Origin of the sequence: Streptomyces sp. NPDC007264 (assembly GCF_042869095.1) — a bacterium.
GTDB lineage: Bacteria > Actinomycetota > Actinomycetes > Streptomycetales > Streptomycetaceae > Streptomyces.
On the sequence record NZ_JBIAFD010000007.1, the window covers coordinates 316,308 to 330,291 of the forward strand.

18 protein-coding genes are annotated in these 13,984 nt (G+C 69.8%); 4 read left to right on the plus strand and 14 right to left on the minus strand.

Translation table 11 applies throughout. The features are described 5' to 3' along the window. Positions 1-139: 139 nt before the first annotated feature. Entirely contained in the window at positions 140-697 is a 558-nt protein-coding gene (frr, locus tag ACFYMU_RS14875; RefSeq protein ID WP_014675285.1) for a ribosome recycling factor, read from the plus strand. After that, positions 697-1,821 carry a phosphatidate cytidylyltransferase gene (locus tag ACFYMU_RS14880; RefSeq protein WP_388372727.1) on the plus strand — a complete coding sequence of 375 codons (1,125 nt, stop codon included), beginning with the start codon at positions 697-699 and terminating at the stop codon, positions 1,819-1,821. The genes frr and ACFYMU_RS14880 overlap by 1 nt, the downstream gene beginning before the upstream one ends. 34 nt (positions 1,822-1,855) lie before the next feature. On the opposite strand, the gene ACFYMU_RS14885 is transcribed toward ACFYMU_RS14880, so the two are convergent. After that, complete coding sequence (locus ACFYMU_RS14885) at positions 1,856-3,058, minus strand: PP2C family protein-serine/threonine phosphatase (protein ID WP_388372729.1); 1,203 nt, start codon at positions 3,056-3,058, stop codon at positions 1,856-1,858. A gap of 308 nt (positions 3,059-3,366) precedes the next feature. Between ACFYMU_RS14885 and ACFYMU_RS14890 the strand changes: the two genes are divergently transcribed. Next, on the plus strand, positions 3,367-4,299 hold the full coding sequence (locus ACFYMU_RS14890) for a hypothetical protein (RefSeq protein WP_388372730.1): 933 nt from the start codon (positions 3,367-3,369) through the stop codon (positions 4,297-4,299). Between the two features lie 25 nt (positions 4,300-4,324). Here ACFYMU_RS14890 and ACFYMU_RS14895 read toward each other — a convergent pair whose 3' ends face one another. The 12 genes from ACFYMU_RS14895 to ACFYMU_RS14950 form a co-directional block, all read right to left on the minus strand. Then, positions 4,325-5,560: a tyrosine-type recombinase/integrase gene (locus ACFYMU_RS14895; RefSeq protein ID WP_388372732.1), complete on the minus strand. Its 1,236-nt coding sequence runs from the start codon at positions 5,558-5,560 to the stop codon at positions 4,325-4,327. Then, positions 5,560-5,766 carry a helix-turn-helix transcriptional regulator gene (locus ACFYMU_RS14900; protein WP_388372734.1) on the minus strand — a complete coding sequence of 69 codons (207 nt, stop codon included), beginning with the start codon at positions 5,764-5,766 and terminating at the stop codon, positions 5,560-5,562. Before ACFYMU_RS14900 ends, ACFYMU_RS14895 begins: the two co-directional genes overlap by 1 nt. Beyond that, on the minus strand, positions 5,760-7,136 hold the full coding sequence (gene repSA, locus ACFYMU_RS14905; RefSeq protein ID WP_388372736.1) for a replication initiator protein RepSA: 1,377 nt from the start codon (positions 7,134-7,136) through the stop codon (positions 5,760-5,762). Before repSA ends, ACFYMU_RS14900 begins: the two co-directional genes overlap by 7 nt. Then, positions 7,129-7,308 (minus strand): hypothetical protein, encoded by a 180-nt coding sequence (locus ACFYMU_RS14910; protein ID WP_388372738.1) that lies wholly within the window; start codon positions 7,306-7,308, stop codon positions 7,129-7,131. The genes repSA and ACFYMU_RS14910 overlap by 8 nt, the downstream gene beginning before the upstream one ends. An 85-nt stretch (positions 7,309-7,393) precedes the next feature. Beyond that, entirely contained in the window at positions 7,394-7,945 is a 552-nt protein-coding gene (locus tag ACFYMU_RS14915; protein ID WP_388372740.1) for a GGDEF domain-containing protein, read from the minus strand. A gap of 93 nt (positions 7,946-8,038) precedes the next feature. Beyond that, complete coding sequence (locus ACFYMU_RS14920) at positions 8,039-8,362, minus strand: SpdD-like protein (protein WP_388372742.1); 324 nt, start codon at positions 8,360-8,362, stop codon at positions 8,039-8,041. 23 nt (positions 8,363-8,385) lie between these two features. Beyond that, positions 8,386-8,541 carry a hypothetical protein gene (locus ACFYMU_RS14925; RefSeq protein ID WP_388372744.1) on the minus strand — a complete coding sequence of 52 codons (156 nt, stop codon included), beginning with the start codon at positions 8,539-8,541 and terminating at the stop codon, positions 8,386-8,388. Positions 8,542-8,553: 12 nt separating this feature from the next. Further along, positions 8,554-8,745, minus strand: coding sequence for a mobile element transfer protein (locus ACFYMU_RS14930; RefSeq protein WP_388372746.1), 192 nt, complete (start codon positions 8,743-8,745; stop codon positions 8,554-8,556). Positions 8,746-8,766: 21 nt separating this feature from the next. Next, a complete protein-coding gene (locus ACFYMU_RS14935; protein WP_388372747.1) occupies positions 8,767-9,435 on the minus strand; it encodes a DUF2637 domain-containing protein in 669 nt (222 codons plus the stop codon). Between the two features lie 5 nt (positions 9,436-9,440). After that, positions 9,441-9,923, minus strand: a complete 483-nt coding sequence (locus ACFYMU_RS14940; protein WP_388372749.1) for a hypothetical protein — start codon at positions 9,921-9,923, stop codon at positions 9,441-9,443. Positions 9,924-10,004: 81 nt separating this feature from the next. Next, positions 10,005-11,360: an FtsK/SpoIIIE domain-containing protein gene (locus tag ACFYMU_RS14945; protein WP_388372750.1), complete on the minus strand. Its 1,356-nt coding sequence runs from the start codon at positions 11,358-11,360 to the stop codon at positions 10,005-10,007. Positions 11,361-11,362: 2 nt separating this feature from the next. Then, entirely contained in the window at positions 11,363-11,719 is a 357-nt protein-coding gene (locus tag ACFYMU_RS14950; protein WP_388372752.1) for a hypothetical protein, read from the minus strand. Between the two features lie 423 nt (positions 11,720-12,142). Between ACFYMU_RS14950 and ACFYMU_RS14955 the strand changes: the two genes are divergently transcribed. Beyond that, a complete protein-coding gene (locus tag ACFYMU_RS14955) occupies positions 12,143-13,186 on the plus strand; it encodes an XRE family transcriptional regulator (RefSeq protein WP_388372918.1) in 1,044 nt (347 codons plus the stop codon). On the opposite strand, the gene ACFYMU_RS14960 is transcribed toward ACFYMU_RS14955, so the two are convergent. Next, positions 13,170-13,964: an NUDIX domain-containing protein gene (locus ACFYMU_RS14960; protein WP_388372754.1), complete on the minus strand. Its 795-nt coding sequence runs from the start codon at positions 13,962-13,964 to the stop codon at positions 13,170-13,172. The genes ACFYMU_RS14955 and ACFYMU_RS14960 overlap by 17 nt on opposite strands. Between the last annotated feature and the right edge of the window lie 20 nt (positions 13,965-13,984).

Sequence of the window (13,984 nt, forward strand, 5' to 3'; positions counted from 1 at the left end):
TGGGCCCCGTCCGGGCGACGGGCCCTGACCGGGGGATGGACAATGTCCTGCCGGTCCGGAACCGTGCAGGAAGAAGACGCGACGCAGCCGGCTGCCGCCCACGGATGCCGGGCCTACTCAAGACACGCAGGAGCAAGTGGTGATCGAAGAGACCCTCCTCGAGGCCGAGGAGAAGATGGAGAAGGCCGTCGTGGTTGCCAAGGAGGACTTCGCCGCGATCCGCACCGGTCGTGCGCACCCGGCGATGTTCAACAAGATCGTGGCCGACTACTACGGCGCACCGACCCCGATCAACCAGCTGGCCTCGTTCTCGGTACCGGAGCCGCGCATGGCCGTGGTGACGCCGTTCGACAAGAGCGCGCTGCGCAACATCGAGCAGGCGATCCGCGACTCGGATCTGGGCGTCAACCCGAGCAACGACGGCAACATCATCCGCGTGGTGTTCCCCGAGCTCACCGAAGAGCGCCGCCGCGAGTACATCAAGGTCGCCAAGGGCAAGGGCGAGGACGCCAAGGTCTCGATCCGCTCCGTCCGCCGCAAGGCCAAGGACGCCATCGACAAGCTGATCAAGGACGGCGAGGTCGGCGAGGACGAGGGCCGCCGTGCTGAGAAGGAACTCGACGACACCACCGCGAAGTACGTCGCCCAGGTGGACGAGCTCCTCAAGCACAAGGAAGCGGAGCTGCTCGAGGTCTGATGAACGATTCTTCCTGGGGGGCGCCGCCACAGGCCGGGTACTGGGGGCCCACCGACCAGGGGTCCGCCCCGGGCGCCGGCCCGGCGGGTCCCGCGTACGATGCGCATGACGCGCAGCAGACTCGCCCCATGCCCATCGTGCCCGACACAGCCGCACACGGCGGAGACCAGGATGACGGCCGGGGGGCCGCTCGGCTGAGCGGCCCCTTGTTCCGCGACGAGACGCCGCAGGCGCCGCCCCTCTGGGCGGCGTCGCAGAATCCGGAGCCCATGCCCGACGCCCCCGAGCCGGCGCCCGCACCGCAGAAGAAGAGCGCGGGCCGTGACCTGGGTGCCGCCATAGGGGTCGGCGTCGGGCTCGGCGTCGTGATCGTCGCGTCGTTGTTCATCGTCAAGGCCGTGTTCGTCGGCGTCATAGCGGTCGCCGTCGTGGTGGGCCTGTGGGAGCTGACGAAGCGGCTGGAGGAGCGCAAGGACGTCAAGGCGCCCCTGGTGCCGCTGGTGGTCGGTGGCGCGGCGATGGTCGTCGCGGGCTATGTGCGGGGGGCCGAGGGCGCCTGGGCGGCGATGGCCCTCACCGCGCTCGCGGTCCTGGTCTGGCGTATGACGGAGCCGCCGGACGGCTATCTCAGGGATGTCACGGCGGGCGTCTTCGCGGCCTTCTACGTGCCGTTCCTGGCCACGTTCGTCGCCCTGATGCTGACGGCGCAGGACGGGCCGCAGCGCGTCCTGACGTTCCTGCTGCTGACGGTCGTCAGCGACACGGGCGCGTACGCGGTCGGCTGGCGCTTCGGCACGCACAAGCTCGCCCCGCGCATCAGCCCCGGCAAGACCCGCGAGGGCCTGATCGGGGCGGTCGCCTTCGCCATGGTGGCGGGGGCACTGTGCATGGAGTACCTGATCGACGGCGGCTCGTGGTGGCAGGGGCTGGTCCTGGGCCTCGCGGTCGCGGCCAGCGCGACGCTGGGCGACCTGGGCGAGTCCATGATCAAGCGGGACCTGGGCATCAAGGACATGGGCACGCTCCTGCCGGGCCACGGCGGCATCATGGACCGGCTGGACTCCCTGCTGCCGACGGCGCCCGTGGTGTGGCTGCTGATGGTGCTCTTCGTCGGCACCGGCTGACGCGACCGGGTCACCGGTCGGATCACCGGCCGGGTCAGCCGGTCCCGCGGGCGTCCGCCAGGTCCTCGGCGCGCGCCCCGGAGCGGACCGGGGACGGGGGGCGCCGGACGGCCACCATGGCCACGTCGTCGGTGAGCCGGGCGCCCACGTGCTCCCGCAGGTCCTCGTGCACGGCGGCCAGCAGGGCGTCCGGCGCCAGGGCGGTCCAGCGCGTCAGCCGCTCCTCGAGCGGGTAGAAGGCGCCGTCCTGGCCGCGGGCCTCGGTCACGCCGTCCGTGTAGAGCAGCAGGGTGGCGCCCGGCGGGAGGCCGACCACGTCCACCGGTACCTCGCCGCGGGTGAGGTCGCCGAGGCCCAGCGGCGGCACCGCCACCGTCGGATCCAGGACGGTGACCTTCCCCTCGTGGACGAGCAGGGGCGGCGGGTGACCCAGGTTCGCCAGGCGGAGGGGGCCGGTGTCCGGCAGGTCCAGCACGATCGCGGTGACGAACGCCTCCTCCTCGAAGGGACCGTTCAGGGGCCGGCCCCCGTCCGCCGCGGCGGACAGCTCCCGGATGTCCTGCCGGAAGGCCGCCTCCAGCGCCTGCACCACCTCGGGCACCGTGTGGCCCTGGCGCACCGACTGCCGGAAGGTGTTCAGCACACAGCTGACCATCTCCAGCGAGGCCAGCCCCTTGCCCTGCGCGTCGCCGAGCAGGATCCTCGCCGACGTCCCGCTGCGGGCGAAGGCGTAGAGGTCCCCACCGATGGCGGCCTCCTCGTCCGCCGCCAGGTACAGGGAGGCCACGTCGAAGCGGCCGACGTGGTGCGGCAGCGGATGCAGCAGGACCCGCTGGGTCACCTCGGCCACCCACCGGGACTGCGCCAGCTGCCGGTCCTTGCGCCCCCGCACGGCGCTGGCGGCCAGCGCGGCCGCGCTGACCAGCACGATGGTGGCGATCTGGACCGGGACGAAGTACGAGCCCCCCAGTTGCCGGCCCACCGCGTCGGCCAGCCACACGCACGGCAGCGTCACCGCGATCACGATCAGCACGCCGACCGGAGTGCAGAAGACGGCCGCGAGGGCGGGCGCCGCCACCATCAGGGAACCGAAGCGGATGACGGGTGGCGTCAGCACGTCCACCACCAGCAGGACCACCGGGTAGAGCGACACCAGCAGCCCGACGATCACGGGGTGGCGCCAGATACCGGCGCGCGACACCCTGCCGACGAGGTCCGGCACCCCGATCACCTCCACCGTTCACACCCGGCGACCCTGGCCGCCCCGGCGTCGGCCCCGAATGCGGCCTTTATTACGATATGCCAGATAACTGGCCGGGAGCACCGGTGAACGCGTCTGCGACACTGGGAGGACCATGCCCAAGCCCGGAGAACTGGCAGTGGTTCGACAGCAGTAGGCCCCCTACCTGGGCGTTTGGCGCCTGTGTTACGCCGTTTTCGGGTTGCTGGGCCGTCTCTGGGCCGTACTGGCAGGGATTCAAGGCCCCGTCGGCCTAGCTTCCGTCGCTCTGGCGCTCGTGCTATCGCTGCAGTCGGCTTGCGGACTTGCTGAAAGGCATCACGACGGCCCAGTCGCTGCGGCAAGATCCGGGCATGGACTTGCAGGGCATAGGTGCAGTCTCAGCGTCGGCAGTCGCGGCACTGGGCATCCCCATCGCGGTGATAGTGGGGCGGTGGCAGATGCGTGGCGCGAGTGAGTCTGCCCGCGCGGGCGTTGCGCAGGCCGAGGCGACATATCGTGCAGCTCTCGATGCTGTAAGAGCCGAAACATCAGCCACATACGTGCAGTGGCGACGTAGCACTCAGCGTGAGGCCTACGTCGCGTTCCTGCTCTCGGCGCATCAGCTTCTCGCGGCTGCAGATCTTCTGACTGGGCAGGCGAACCTGACTCTGGCTGACGAAAGCTGGGCCGCCCGTAAAGCGGAGCTTGGGCCTCTTAGGACCGCCTTGCTTAACACGCAACTCATCGTGACGTTGGAAGGATCGGAAGATCTTGTTGATTTGTCTGTGCCGCTGAGAGATTTGACTTTTAAAGTCGCTCGAAATTATGAGCGTCAAGCGGAAATTGGCCGTGCCTGGACTAAGCTCACTCGGATGTGCGAAGAGGAAAATCTTTCGATGGGTGCGAGTGCCGTTACTCCTCCGGTCGCCCCTCCGGCAACTTTCCTCCGTGCTGCGCTCGGGCAGCTCGGTCGAAAAGTGCGGCAGCACCCTACCGATGGCGACTACAGGCTACTCGAAGACGTTCCGGCCGAGGTCGCCCAAGCGGCTGAGGTTGTGAGTCAGGCCTTCGCCGCGCTGCCTGCCGTCACTATCTCCTCGGAGGAGCGAGTCAGACTCTTGGATATGCAATATCTGGAGTTGCCGGCTCGTACCTCAGAACACGACAGGCAAACTAATGCTTTGAAGCAGGCGCGAAAGGACTTCATAAAGGCGGCCCGCGAAGACCTTAGCTTGCCCTCGAATGATCCTATCTAACGGGCTTGGCTCGGCTTGCCGCTTGTTAATCGTGAGAGGTTCGAAAAACGCTGTCGACTGCCTTCCGCGTTCGCTCTAGGCTCGACGGCATCAGATGCGCGTAAACCCGCAGCGTCAACCCGGGGTCGGAGTGGCCCAGGTACTCACTCACGGCCTTTATGCTCTCGCCGGCGTCTAGCAGCACCGAGGCGTAGAAGTGCCTGAGCGCGTGCATGCCGTGCTCACGAGCGGACTCGTACTTGCCGTCCTCCCCGGCCTCCGAGATCAGGCCAGCCGCCGCGAGTGCGGGCTTCCACTCCTGGATGTTGAAGTTGCTGCGCCATACAAGACCGCTCGCGGTGTTCGTGAACAGGAGGCGGGCAGACACCCTCGGACCGTCTGGCTTACGCCAGGGCAACGTGATCTCGACCGGCTTGAAGGCGTCCATGTGAGCCCGCAGAGCCTCAGCCACCGAGGGAGGCAACGGTACGTCCCGCTCCTTGTTGCACTTCGGCGGAGCGAACACGGCCTTGCCTCGAATCAGTTTCACCTGCCGCACCACCCGAATGAGGCCGCCTTCGAAGTCGAGTGCATCCTCAGCCAGTCCCACAATCTCCCCTTGACGGAGCCCGCAACCGGCGCCCACGTCCACCATGGGCCGGTAGCGCTGGGGGAGTGCTGCACGGACCGCCTGAACCTGCGCAGGCAGCCAGGGCACGACACGGCGTTGCTCGGTGGCCGGCGGGCGAACGGACTTCACGGCGCACGGGTTGCGGGGCAACAGCCCGTCATCAACGGCCGCACTGAGCACAGCCCGCACGTCTCCGTAGATGTTCCGCGCATAGCCGCCGCTCACGGCCGGGTCGTTCTCCAGCGCGCTCACCAGGCCCCGGATGTGCTCCGGACGGAAGGAGTCCAGGGGCCGAGAGCCGATCAGCCGGAAGGCGTGCAGGCGCAACCGTTGCTCGACCACGACCTGACTGGCCGGGTCGATGTGGTGCGTCTTCAGCCACTTCTCGGCGTAGCTCTTGAACGTGATCCGAGCTGCGCGCGGATCGATGTACTGGCCGCGCGACATGTCCGACGCGATATCGGTGAGCCACTTCTCGGCGAGGCGCTTCTGTCGGTCCGGGAAGCTCTTGGACTTCTCGGTGCCGTCGGGCCCGATATAACGGGCGCGGTAGCGCATGCCGGTGCCGTACCGCTCAGTCTTGACCTTGATGGACTTGCCGTCCGGCCCGGTCTCCGTCTTGTACCAGCGGTCTTGGACGTGGCCGGCCATCAGGCGGCCTCCCCAAGCTGCGAGTCCACCCAGGCCCGAACATCGCGCGGATCGAAGCGCAGATGCCGCCCGACGCGGAAGCCGCGGGGACCGGTGTGCTTCCGGCGCCACTGGTAGACCGTCTCCACACTGGGAAGCTCGAACATCTCGACCAGGTCCTCAGGGGTCAGGAACCGGTTCGGCAGCTCTGAGGCCACGGTCAGCACTCCCTTTCGTCGGTGAGTCGGTCGCGTAGGGCTTCGCGGGCGGTTTCGCGGTTGAGCTGGAGATCGCGGGCGATGGTGGCGGCGAGGACGGATTCACCGGGGGTGTGGCCGTGCCCGGCGTACTGCCAGCCGGTGAGGACGAGCACGGTGTCCGGCTCGTGGTCCTCGAGCCCGAGGGCTTCGCGTTCCTGGGCGGCGCGGAAGTCGGCGCGGGCCTGGCGGAGGGCGCCGAGGGTGGTCGAGTAGCGGCGGGACTTGGAGCTGAAGTGGCCGCGGAATCCGAGCATGTGCGCCCAAGCCCACAGGCGGCGGTCGGGGTACAAGGGGTCGAGCAGCTTGCACGCCTCGATGAGGCGGCGGGCGTGGTCGGGCACGCCGTGGCGGTCGAGTTCGGACAGCTCCCCGATGCGGCGGTCGAGGGTGCCGGTGTTCTCTGCGGCCTTGGTGGCGTACTTGGCGACGTAGGACGCGACGGCCTGTTCAGTGATCGCGGAGCCGTCACCGAAGGCCCTGACGGGGCGTACGTCGAGCTGGGTGCCCCAGCGGAAGGTGCGGGCGGGCTGGTCTTCGGCGGCGGGCAGCGAGACGGAGGTGTACGAGTGCGCGGCGGCGGCGCGGATCGCGTCGGCGAGGAGATCGACCGTGGCCCAGGACGGGGGCGCGGTGTCCGGCCCTTCGGGTCCGTCGAGGCGGATCACGGCGTGGAAGTGCACGGCGCCGCGCTTCTGGAACTCCGCGACCTTGCCGTACGACAGCCGGGCGCACTCCTTCAGCTCCCGTTGGGAGAGGCCGGCGCGGGCGGCGATCTCGCGGCGGAGCCGGTTGGTGAAGCGCTGCCACAGCTGCCCGGCGTGGTTGTTGAAGAGGACGGCGCCCGCGTAGTCGTAGGTGACCGGGTCGAGGGCCGTGCCGAGGGCGGGATCATCGGTGGCGTGACGGGTGCCGCAGCGGCAGGCGCCTCGGTCGGGGCGGTTGTGGACCGGGCCGAAGGACGGGGCGGTGAGGGTGGCGAAGACGCGCGGGTGGTCGCGGACGGTGGCGGGGATGTCGCGGCGGTCGTCTCCGGCCAGGCCCGCGCGGATCAGGTGGTAGGTGTCGCCCGCGTAGGTCCAGGCGCAGGCCGGGCAGCGGGAGGCGCGGCGGTTGCCGCAGGCGACGCGGAGGCGCCCGCCCGGCTCGGACTCGGTGGAGTAGTGGTGCAGGGTCTCGCCGGTGACCTTGTCCTTGTGGAGGGTCCAGCCGCGCAGGTGGATGGGGTCGGCGCAGCCGCCGGTGCGGCGGATCTGGTCGTGCCAGCGGTGGTAGTCGGCAGCCGAAGCCACCCTCAGCAGGTCGCCGAGGGTGGTCGGGTCGCGCAGCAGGTCAGGCACGGGCGCCCTCCCGGGTGCGGCGGGTGGTGCCGGTGCCCTTGCAGGCCGGGCAGTTGGCGGTGATGGTGCGCAGGTGGCCGCGGGCGTCGCGACCGCCGAGGGTGACGGCGACGGAGGCAAAGCCGTCGCAGGTCGGGCAGATCCTCGGCGCGGGCGGGATGAGCTGGGCCATGATGAGGGTTCCTTTCGATCGCGGTTGGAAGGAACGGCCCCGGGTGGCGGCGTGCTTGGCGGCTTGTGCGCCACCCGGGTGCCGGTCAGCGAGAGGTGCGCGAGCCTCGACGGCCACGGCCCTTGGCCGCGTACATGGCCGCGTCGGCGGCGGCGAGAGCGTGGGTCAGGGAAGGCACCGGCAGCTCGGTCACGAGGCAGGCACCGACCGAGGCGGCCATCGGGAGCGACGCCCCGTCGTATGGCAGCGGCCGGTGAAGCGCGGTGGTCAGCGCGTCGAGGTCGGCGGCGGCCGAGTCCTGGACAACGGCGACGAACTCATCCCCACCCAGGCGTCCGGCCGTGCCGTTGCGTCCACACCAAGTGCGGAGCCGGTCGGCTGTGGCGACGAGGGCGGCGTCCCCGGCGGCGTGGCCGTGGAGGTCGTTGAGGGTCTTGAAGTGGTCGAGGTCGACCAGGAGGACGACGGCCCGAGGGCGCCAGCGGATGAGGTGTTCGGCGCGGGCGGTCCATCCGGCGCGGGTGTGCAGGCCGGTGAGCGGGTCATGGCGGGAGGAGGCGAGACGGCGGGTGAGGATACCGCCGTGCACGGCCCAGCCCAGTAACGGCGCAAGGCTCGCAGCGAGCTGCATGTCCATGGTGTTCTCCCTTGCGAGGGCGGCTGGTTGGCGGAACCCGGTCCCGGAGGCGGCGGCGTGCTTGGCGGCTTGTACGTCGCCTCGGGAGCCGGGTCAGCGGTGGTGCTGGCCGGAGATGAGCGAGCGGACGACCAGGGCGCAGACGGCGACCGAGGCGGCGGTGACGGCGACCGCCAGGAGCATGGAGACGAGAACCGTGCCGACGACCAGGACCACGGCCGTGCCGCCACCGATGAGCGCGACGACGGAGCCGGGGGTGAGCTGGACGGTGGGCCGGGCAGGAGCGGGAGCGGCCGGAGCGGGCGGGGCGGGGGTGGGAGCCGACGACTGCTGCACCACGGCGGTCGGCTCGATGACCGTGGGCGGGGTGACGATGCCGGTCGGCATCGGGTTGGTCGGGACCTTGGGGCGGAGCATCGCGGGTGTTCCTTCCTGGTCGCTTACTTGACGGTGGAGTCGATGAGCGGGGCGAACACGCTGTCGGCGAGGAGGTAGCCGCCGAGGAGGAGCACGACGATGAGCCACCAGGGCGGGCGGATGAGCTTGACGCCGAGCCAGCCGACGACGATCAGCGCGAGCCAGAGCGGAACCTGCATGGCGGTGGACTCCTAGCGGACCTTGCAGCGGTGGGTGCGGGCGGCGAGCTGGGCGGCGGACTGGCTGGAGTACTCGGCGGACCAGCCGCAGCGGTCGGCGGTGCACACGGCGGCGTGCTTGGTCTGGCCGTTGCGGTCGCGGCGGGTGCCGATCTGCACGGGGCCGATCCGCATCACGGAGTGGAAGTGGTCGCGGGCGGGCATGGCGGTGGTTCTCCCTTCTGGTCAGGCGAGCTGGGCGGCGATGGCGTCGGCGAGCTGCGGTGGGACGCCGAGGCGGGCGCGCAGGGTGTCGGTGTCGATCGGTGATCCGGTACGGGCGCGGTGGTCGTCGGCGACCTTGCGGGCGTGGTCGACCAGCGCGGCCGGGACCGGGGGAGCCGGAACGGCGGGCGCAGACGCGACGGGTTCGGGGGCGGGGAGCGCGGGAGCTTCCTCGGCGCTGGGCACCGGGATGGCGTCCGACTCCGCGTCGGCGGTGACTGCTCCAGCGACCGGTTCAGGCGCGGGGGCCGGCGGAACCGGCACATGGTCCCCGGCGGAGTGAGCGAGGAGGGTGCCACCGAGGAAGGCGAGGGCGGGCCATCCGGCGATGCCGAGTCGGAGCAGGGCGGGCGGGTTGGCCAGGTCGAGGAATCCGGCGGTGGCGACGTTGGCACCGAGGGAGGCGAACAGGGCGATCAGGAACCAGCACCAGGCGAGCCGGGACGGCCCGTCGCTGCGGAGCCGTCGCCAGGCGGCGACCAGAAGCAGGTCAACGCTGATCGGGTAGGCCCACGCCTTCCATCCGTCCTGTCCGGCTGCAGCGGCGAGGTCGTGAAGGTGGGCGAAGGACAGGGCCCCGGCGATGACGGCCTGGACGAGCACGGCATCGATGCGTAGTCGCGAGGTCATGACGGTCATCCCGTCACGGATCGGCCGTTGGCCTTGGCGATGGCCTTCAGGACCCGGTCGAGGTTGGTTGCGTCCAGACCGCTGACAGCGTCACCCAGCGGGATTCGGGCGGCGGTGTCGGCGAGGGACGCGGCGATGGCCAGGATGCGCAGCTCCCCACCCGACGCGGGCAGCTTCTTCGCGGCCAGGGCTTCGACGACCTTGAGCCAGTCGACCCCGTACACCTCCGGAGCAGACCCGGAGTAGTCGATCAGCAGCAGGCCAGGTCGCTCGGCCAGATGCTTGATCCACAAGCCGTGGTCGACGAGGAGGTCGGTCGCGGCCTGGAGGGCCGGGACGCCGTCCGCGGCGGCCTGAAGGACGTCAGCCAGGTGGGCGGGGTCAACCGTCACGGTGCCCTCGTCGGTGTCGTACCAGGGGCAGTCACGTTCGTCGTGGTCGACGCCGGTCTCGGTGCCGTCGACGTCGCCGCAGTGCTCACAGAACACGGGGGGCTCCTTCCTGCCATGAGGCATGGAGGGGGTAGGGACTTGGCGCAAAGGCGGTCGCGCCGACCGAGAGGCGAGAGGTCAGGCCGCGGCGGGCGCTGCCTTGGAGAGCGGCACACCGGCCGACGGCAGCGGGGTGAGAGCGGGCCGGAAGGCCGCCAGTGCGGGCAGGTCCGGGGTGCGGTCGGCGTGCTTGTTGCAGATGTTCACGGCCTCGCGGAGCGAGGTGTGCGGAGCGCGGATACGGGCCCAGCCGCCGGACGAGTCGCCCGTGACGGCGATACCGGGTGTGTCGGTCGGGATCTGGATCGCGGCGAGGACGGCGTCCGGAGAGATGTCGCCGAAGGCCATGTTCGCGCTGGACTCGTCGTTGACGCGGTGTGCGGTCCGGCCGGTGAGCTGGGCGCGGAGCATCGTGATGCCCTTGCCGAGTTCGGAGCCGAAGCGCTGCCCGCAGATCTCCAGATAGATGCCGGCCGCGCGGCCGAGCTGGGCGAGCCGGACGAGAGCGGTGATGATCCGGTCCCGCCTCTTCTCCTCCTCCTTGGTGGCGAACAGGGCGAGTTCGGCCACCTCGTCGACCAGGACCACGACCGGGACCGGGCGCAGATCTTCCGGCAGGTCCCATATGTCGGCGGCGATCTCCGCATCCGGCACGGCCACGCTGACGCGCTGCTCGGCGCGGATGAGCTGATACACCTCCTCCATGTGGGTCACGAGCGCTTCCAGCAACTCAAGCGCGGTGTCCGGGTTGTCGGCGAGCGCCGAGAACCGGCGGGCCAGCGGAAAGAGCTCCACCCCCTGTTTGCAGTCGATGCCGACGAGGGCGACGTCATGCGGAGCGAGCCCGGCGACAAGGTTGCGCTGATAGACGGACTTGCCGGACTCGGTGGCGCCGAGGGTCAGACCGTGCGGAACGCTGCGGTAGTCGCGGTAGTGCACCGAGCCGTCCTCCCGCAGGGCGACCGGAACCCGCATCGGCGTACGGTCGGTCTTGGCGGGCATCTGCACCCGCTTCAGCACGTCGTAGCCGGTCATCCGCAACTCGACGACACCGGACCGAAGTTCGCAGGAGGCCACGCCGTACATTCCGAAGGAGTGGCGCAGCCGGTCCGTGGCGGCCGAGACGTCGAAGGCGTCCTGTCCGGGCTGGAGCTTGAGCCGGAGGACCAGGCCGGTCCGTGTGGGCCGCAGCCGCCGGATGCGAGGTGCCCGGGACTCCGGCACCGGACGGTTGGCCATCCGGGCCAGGATGAGGCGCCAGCGCGAGGGCGGCACGGTCAGCCCGCAGGCGTCCATGACGGAGGCATACCGGACCAGGACCCGCAGCGTGGCGAAGGTGACCCCGAAGGTCAGCCAGTACCAGGCGGGGCGCCGCCACCGCAGGAGACCCGCAGCGGCGACGACCAGCACCAGGGCGACCGTGAAGCCGGTCATCGTCAGGCCGCCTTCGAGGCCGAGCCAGCGGCGACGAGCGACGTGACGGCAACCGCGCGGAAGGCGATCCCGTGCCGCTTCTGGCCGTTGAACTCGTTCTCCCAGGGCCGGGCGACCAGGCCGGTCAGCGCGACCGGCATACCCATGACCAGTTCCTCGGAGACACCAGTCTCGGGAACGGTCAGGGACAGGATCTCCACCTCGTTGTTGGCCGCGAACATCACGTCGACGGTCATCAGCTTGGCGCCGGTCTCGGTGTCGAGGGCGATCTCGCCCGTCCGGCGGTCCTTCAGCTTCGGCTGCGGTGCCTTCGCCACCATCACGGTGGCGCCGGTGGTGTCGACGGGAATCTGACGCATGATGGAACTCCCTTTCAGAGGGGAGGGAGCGGCGTACTTGCTTGGCGGTGGGTCGCCGCTCCCGTGCATGGACGGGGCCGCAGCAAAGCCGCTGGCCTTTGCGCTGCTAACTGGTGCGCACCAGAAGGTTGCATCTGGTGCGCACCAGTTGTCAAGCGATGCTGTGCGCTCGGTGCCTCAACTGGCCTTACTGCCACGGTTCCAGGGAACCGTTCCGGCCAACGGCCCGGTAGCCAACAGGGGTTAACACCCGACGCGTTAACCCCTGCCTACCTGCGCTGCTGTGCGGCATGCTGCTGTCAGGGCTCAGCAACCTAGGCAGGGCGGCGCGACGTGACGAACGGACTCAAGGCGGCGAGGAGCGCACGGGAGTGGTCGCAAGAGCGGCTGGTCCGGGAGATCGAGCGCCATGCGCGACAGCACATGCTCACGGTCGCATCAACGGCCAGTCTGCGCGTGTACGTCTCGGAGTGGGAGAACGGCCGACGCCCGATCTCGGCCCGCTACGCGAAGATCCTGCGCGGTCTGCTCGGCATCACCAATGACGAACTGACTGGCAAGCCCGAGACGTTGCCTGCACCCGCCACGGCAGACGGCTACGACGAACTCATGGACCGGATCGACGCGGCCCGCAGCGTCAGCCTGACCATGGTGAAGACGTTCATGGACCAAACGGAGCTGTTGAGGACCATGGACCGGCAGATGGGAGCCGTGAGCCTCGTCGACCAGATGACCGCCCACCTGGCAACCCTTGAGGACGCCCTCACCTTCGCCGTACTCCCCGAAACCCGGCGACCGGTCGCTCGAGCGCTCGCCGGGGCGGCGACGCTGGCGGCCTGGCAGGCCCTCGACGTCGGAGCGGTCGAACGTGCCTGGCGCAACTACGAGCTGGGCAAGCGAGCAGCCCAGGAGGCCGACGCGCCGATGTACCTCGCGCACGCCACGGCCGAGCAGGCATACGTGCTGTGCGATGCGGGCCGTGCCCCCATGGCAGTGCAGTTGATCCGGGAGGCCCAGCGACTCGGCGGCAAGGCCATGTCTCCGCGCCTCGCTGCCTGGCTGTACGCGGCCGAAGCCGAGATCTGCGCCAGGGCGGGGATGCCCGACGACTGCCGGCGGGCGCTGGAGAGCGCGGTGCGATGCCTCCCGCCCGGGGCGGACGCCAGGGACCCGGACATGCTGAGCATCTTCCTGAACGAAGGACACCTCACCAGGTGGCGCGGCAGCACACTGGCGCTGCTCGGCGACGACGAAGCTGTCGCGAACCTGTACGTGGCGCTCGACACCTCAGACCCGACCTTCGTCCGGGCCTCCGCAGGACTGCGCTGCGATCTCGCGCAGGCGCACTTGGCCCGCGGCGAGTACGACAAGGCGCACGAACACCTCTGCCAGGCACGCCTGATTGCGAGCCGTACGGGATCAGTACGTCATCGGCGCCGAGTCGAGCAGCTCACGCAGCAGCTGTAGGAGAAGCCCCGGCACCCCGCGAGGCGAGCACGTGCAGCAGGGCGACGAGCGTTCCCGAGCCCATGAGTTCGCCCCGGGCCATCAGCCCCGGGATGTCGGAGAGCGGTACCCACGCGACGTGCCCCGCCTCTTCGAGGTCCGTCGGTTCCCCGACGAGCTTGGCGCCCTGGCCCACGTAGATCTCGTGAGGCGAGTCGACCATGCCCACCATGGGCTGATAGGTGACCACGTGCTGGAGAGCCTCCGGCCGCCAGCCGGTCTCCTCCTCGACCTCACGGAGAGCCGTCTGCGACGGGTCCTCGCCCTCGTCGACGATGCCGCCGGGCAACTCCCAGCCGAACGAGTCGGGGACGAAGCGGTAGCGCCACAGCATCAACACGCGGTCTTGGTCGTCGATGACGGCGGCGATGGCCACGTGGTGCAGCTTCACCACGTGATGCTCGAAGCGCTCGACTCCTGGAGGCTCGACGTCGACGAGGCTGAGCTTCACCCACTGGTTGTCGTACAGCATCCGCTCACCATGGATCTGCCACGGCTCGACGTCCGTCGGCGTCTTCGTGGTCACGGATCGGTCCGGCACCCGGTACGAGCTACGACCGTGCACCTCGATGACACCCTCGGCAACGAGCTTGGCGAGGACCTGGCGCAGTGCCGTGCGACCGATGCCTAGCTCTTCCGCGAGGGTGCGCTCGGACGGGATCTTGGAGCCTGGCGGGTACACGCCTGTGGAGATCCACTCGCGAATCGTGCGGTAGACCCGCTCCGACTTCGGTCCCATGCGGTGAGCACGCCCCTTGC

Bases quoted from the DNA above. Each gene is read 5' to 3' on its own strand.
- ACFYMU_RS14880 (WP_388372727.1), top strand. From the start codon at position 697: ATGAACGATTCTTCCTGGGGGGCGCCGCCACAGGCCGGGTACTGGGGG.
- ACFYMU_RS14895 (WP_388372732.1), bottom strand. From the start codon at position 5,560: ATGGCCGGCCACGTCCAAGACCGCTGGTACAAGACGGAGACCGGGCCG.
- ACFYMU_RS14910 (WP_388372738.1), bottom strand. From the start codon at position 7,308: ATGGCCCAGCTCATCCCGCCCGCGCCGAGGATCTGCCCGACCTGCGAC.
- ACFYMU_RS14915 (WP_388372740.1), bottom strand. From the start codon at position 7,945: ATGGACATGCAGCTCGCTGCGAGCCTTGCGCCGTTACTGGGCTGGGCC.
- ACFYMU_RS14920 (WP_388372742.1), bottom strand. From the start codon at position 8,362: ATGCTCCGCCCCAAGGTCCCGACCAACCCGATGCCGACCGGCATCGTC.
- ACFYMU_RS14925 (WP_388372744.1), bottom strand. From the start codon at position 8,541: ATGCAGGTTCCGCTCTGGCTCGCGCTGATCGTCGTCGGCTGGCTCGGC.
- ACFYMU_RS14930 (WP_388372746.1), bottom strand. From the start codon at position 8,745: ATGCCCGCCCGCGACCACTTCCACTCCGTGATGCGGATCGGCCCCGTG.
- ACFYMU_RS14935 (WP_388372747.1), bottom strand. From the start codon at position 9,435: ATGACCTCGCGACTACGCATCGATGCCGTGCTCGTCCAGGCCGTCATC.
- ACFYMU_RS14945 (WP_388372750.1), bottom strand. From the start codon at position 11,360: ATGACCGGCTTCACGGTCGCCCTGGTGCTGGTCGTCGCCGCTGCGGGT.
- ACFYMU_RS14950 (WP_388372752.1), bottom strand. From the start codon at position 11,719: ATGCGTCAGATTCCCGTCGACACCACCGGCGCCACCGTGATGGTGGCG.
- ACFYMU_RS14955 (WP_388372918.1), top strand. From the start codon at position 12,143: ATGCTCACGGTCGCATCAACGGCCAGTCTGCGCGTGTACGTCTCGGAG.
- ACFYMU_RS14960 (WP_388372754.1), bottom strand. From the start codon at position 13,964: ATGGGACCGAAGTCGGAGCGGGTCTACCGCACGATTCGCGAGTGGATC.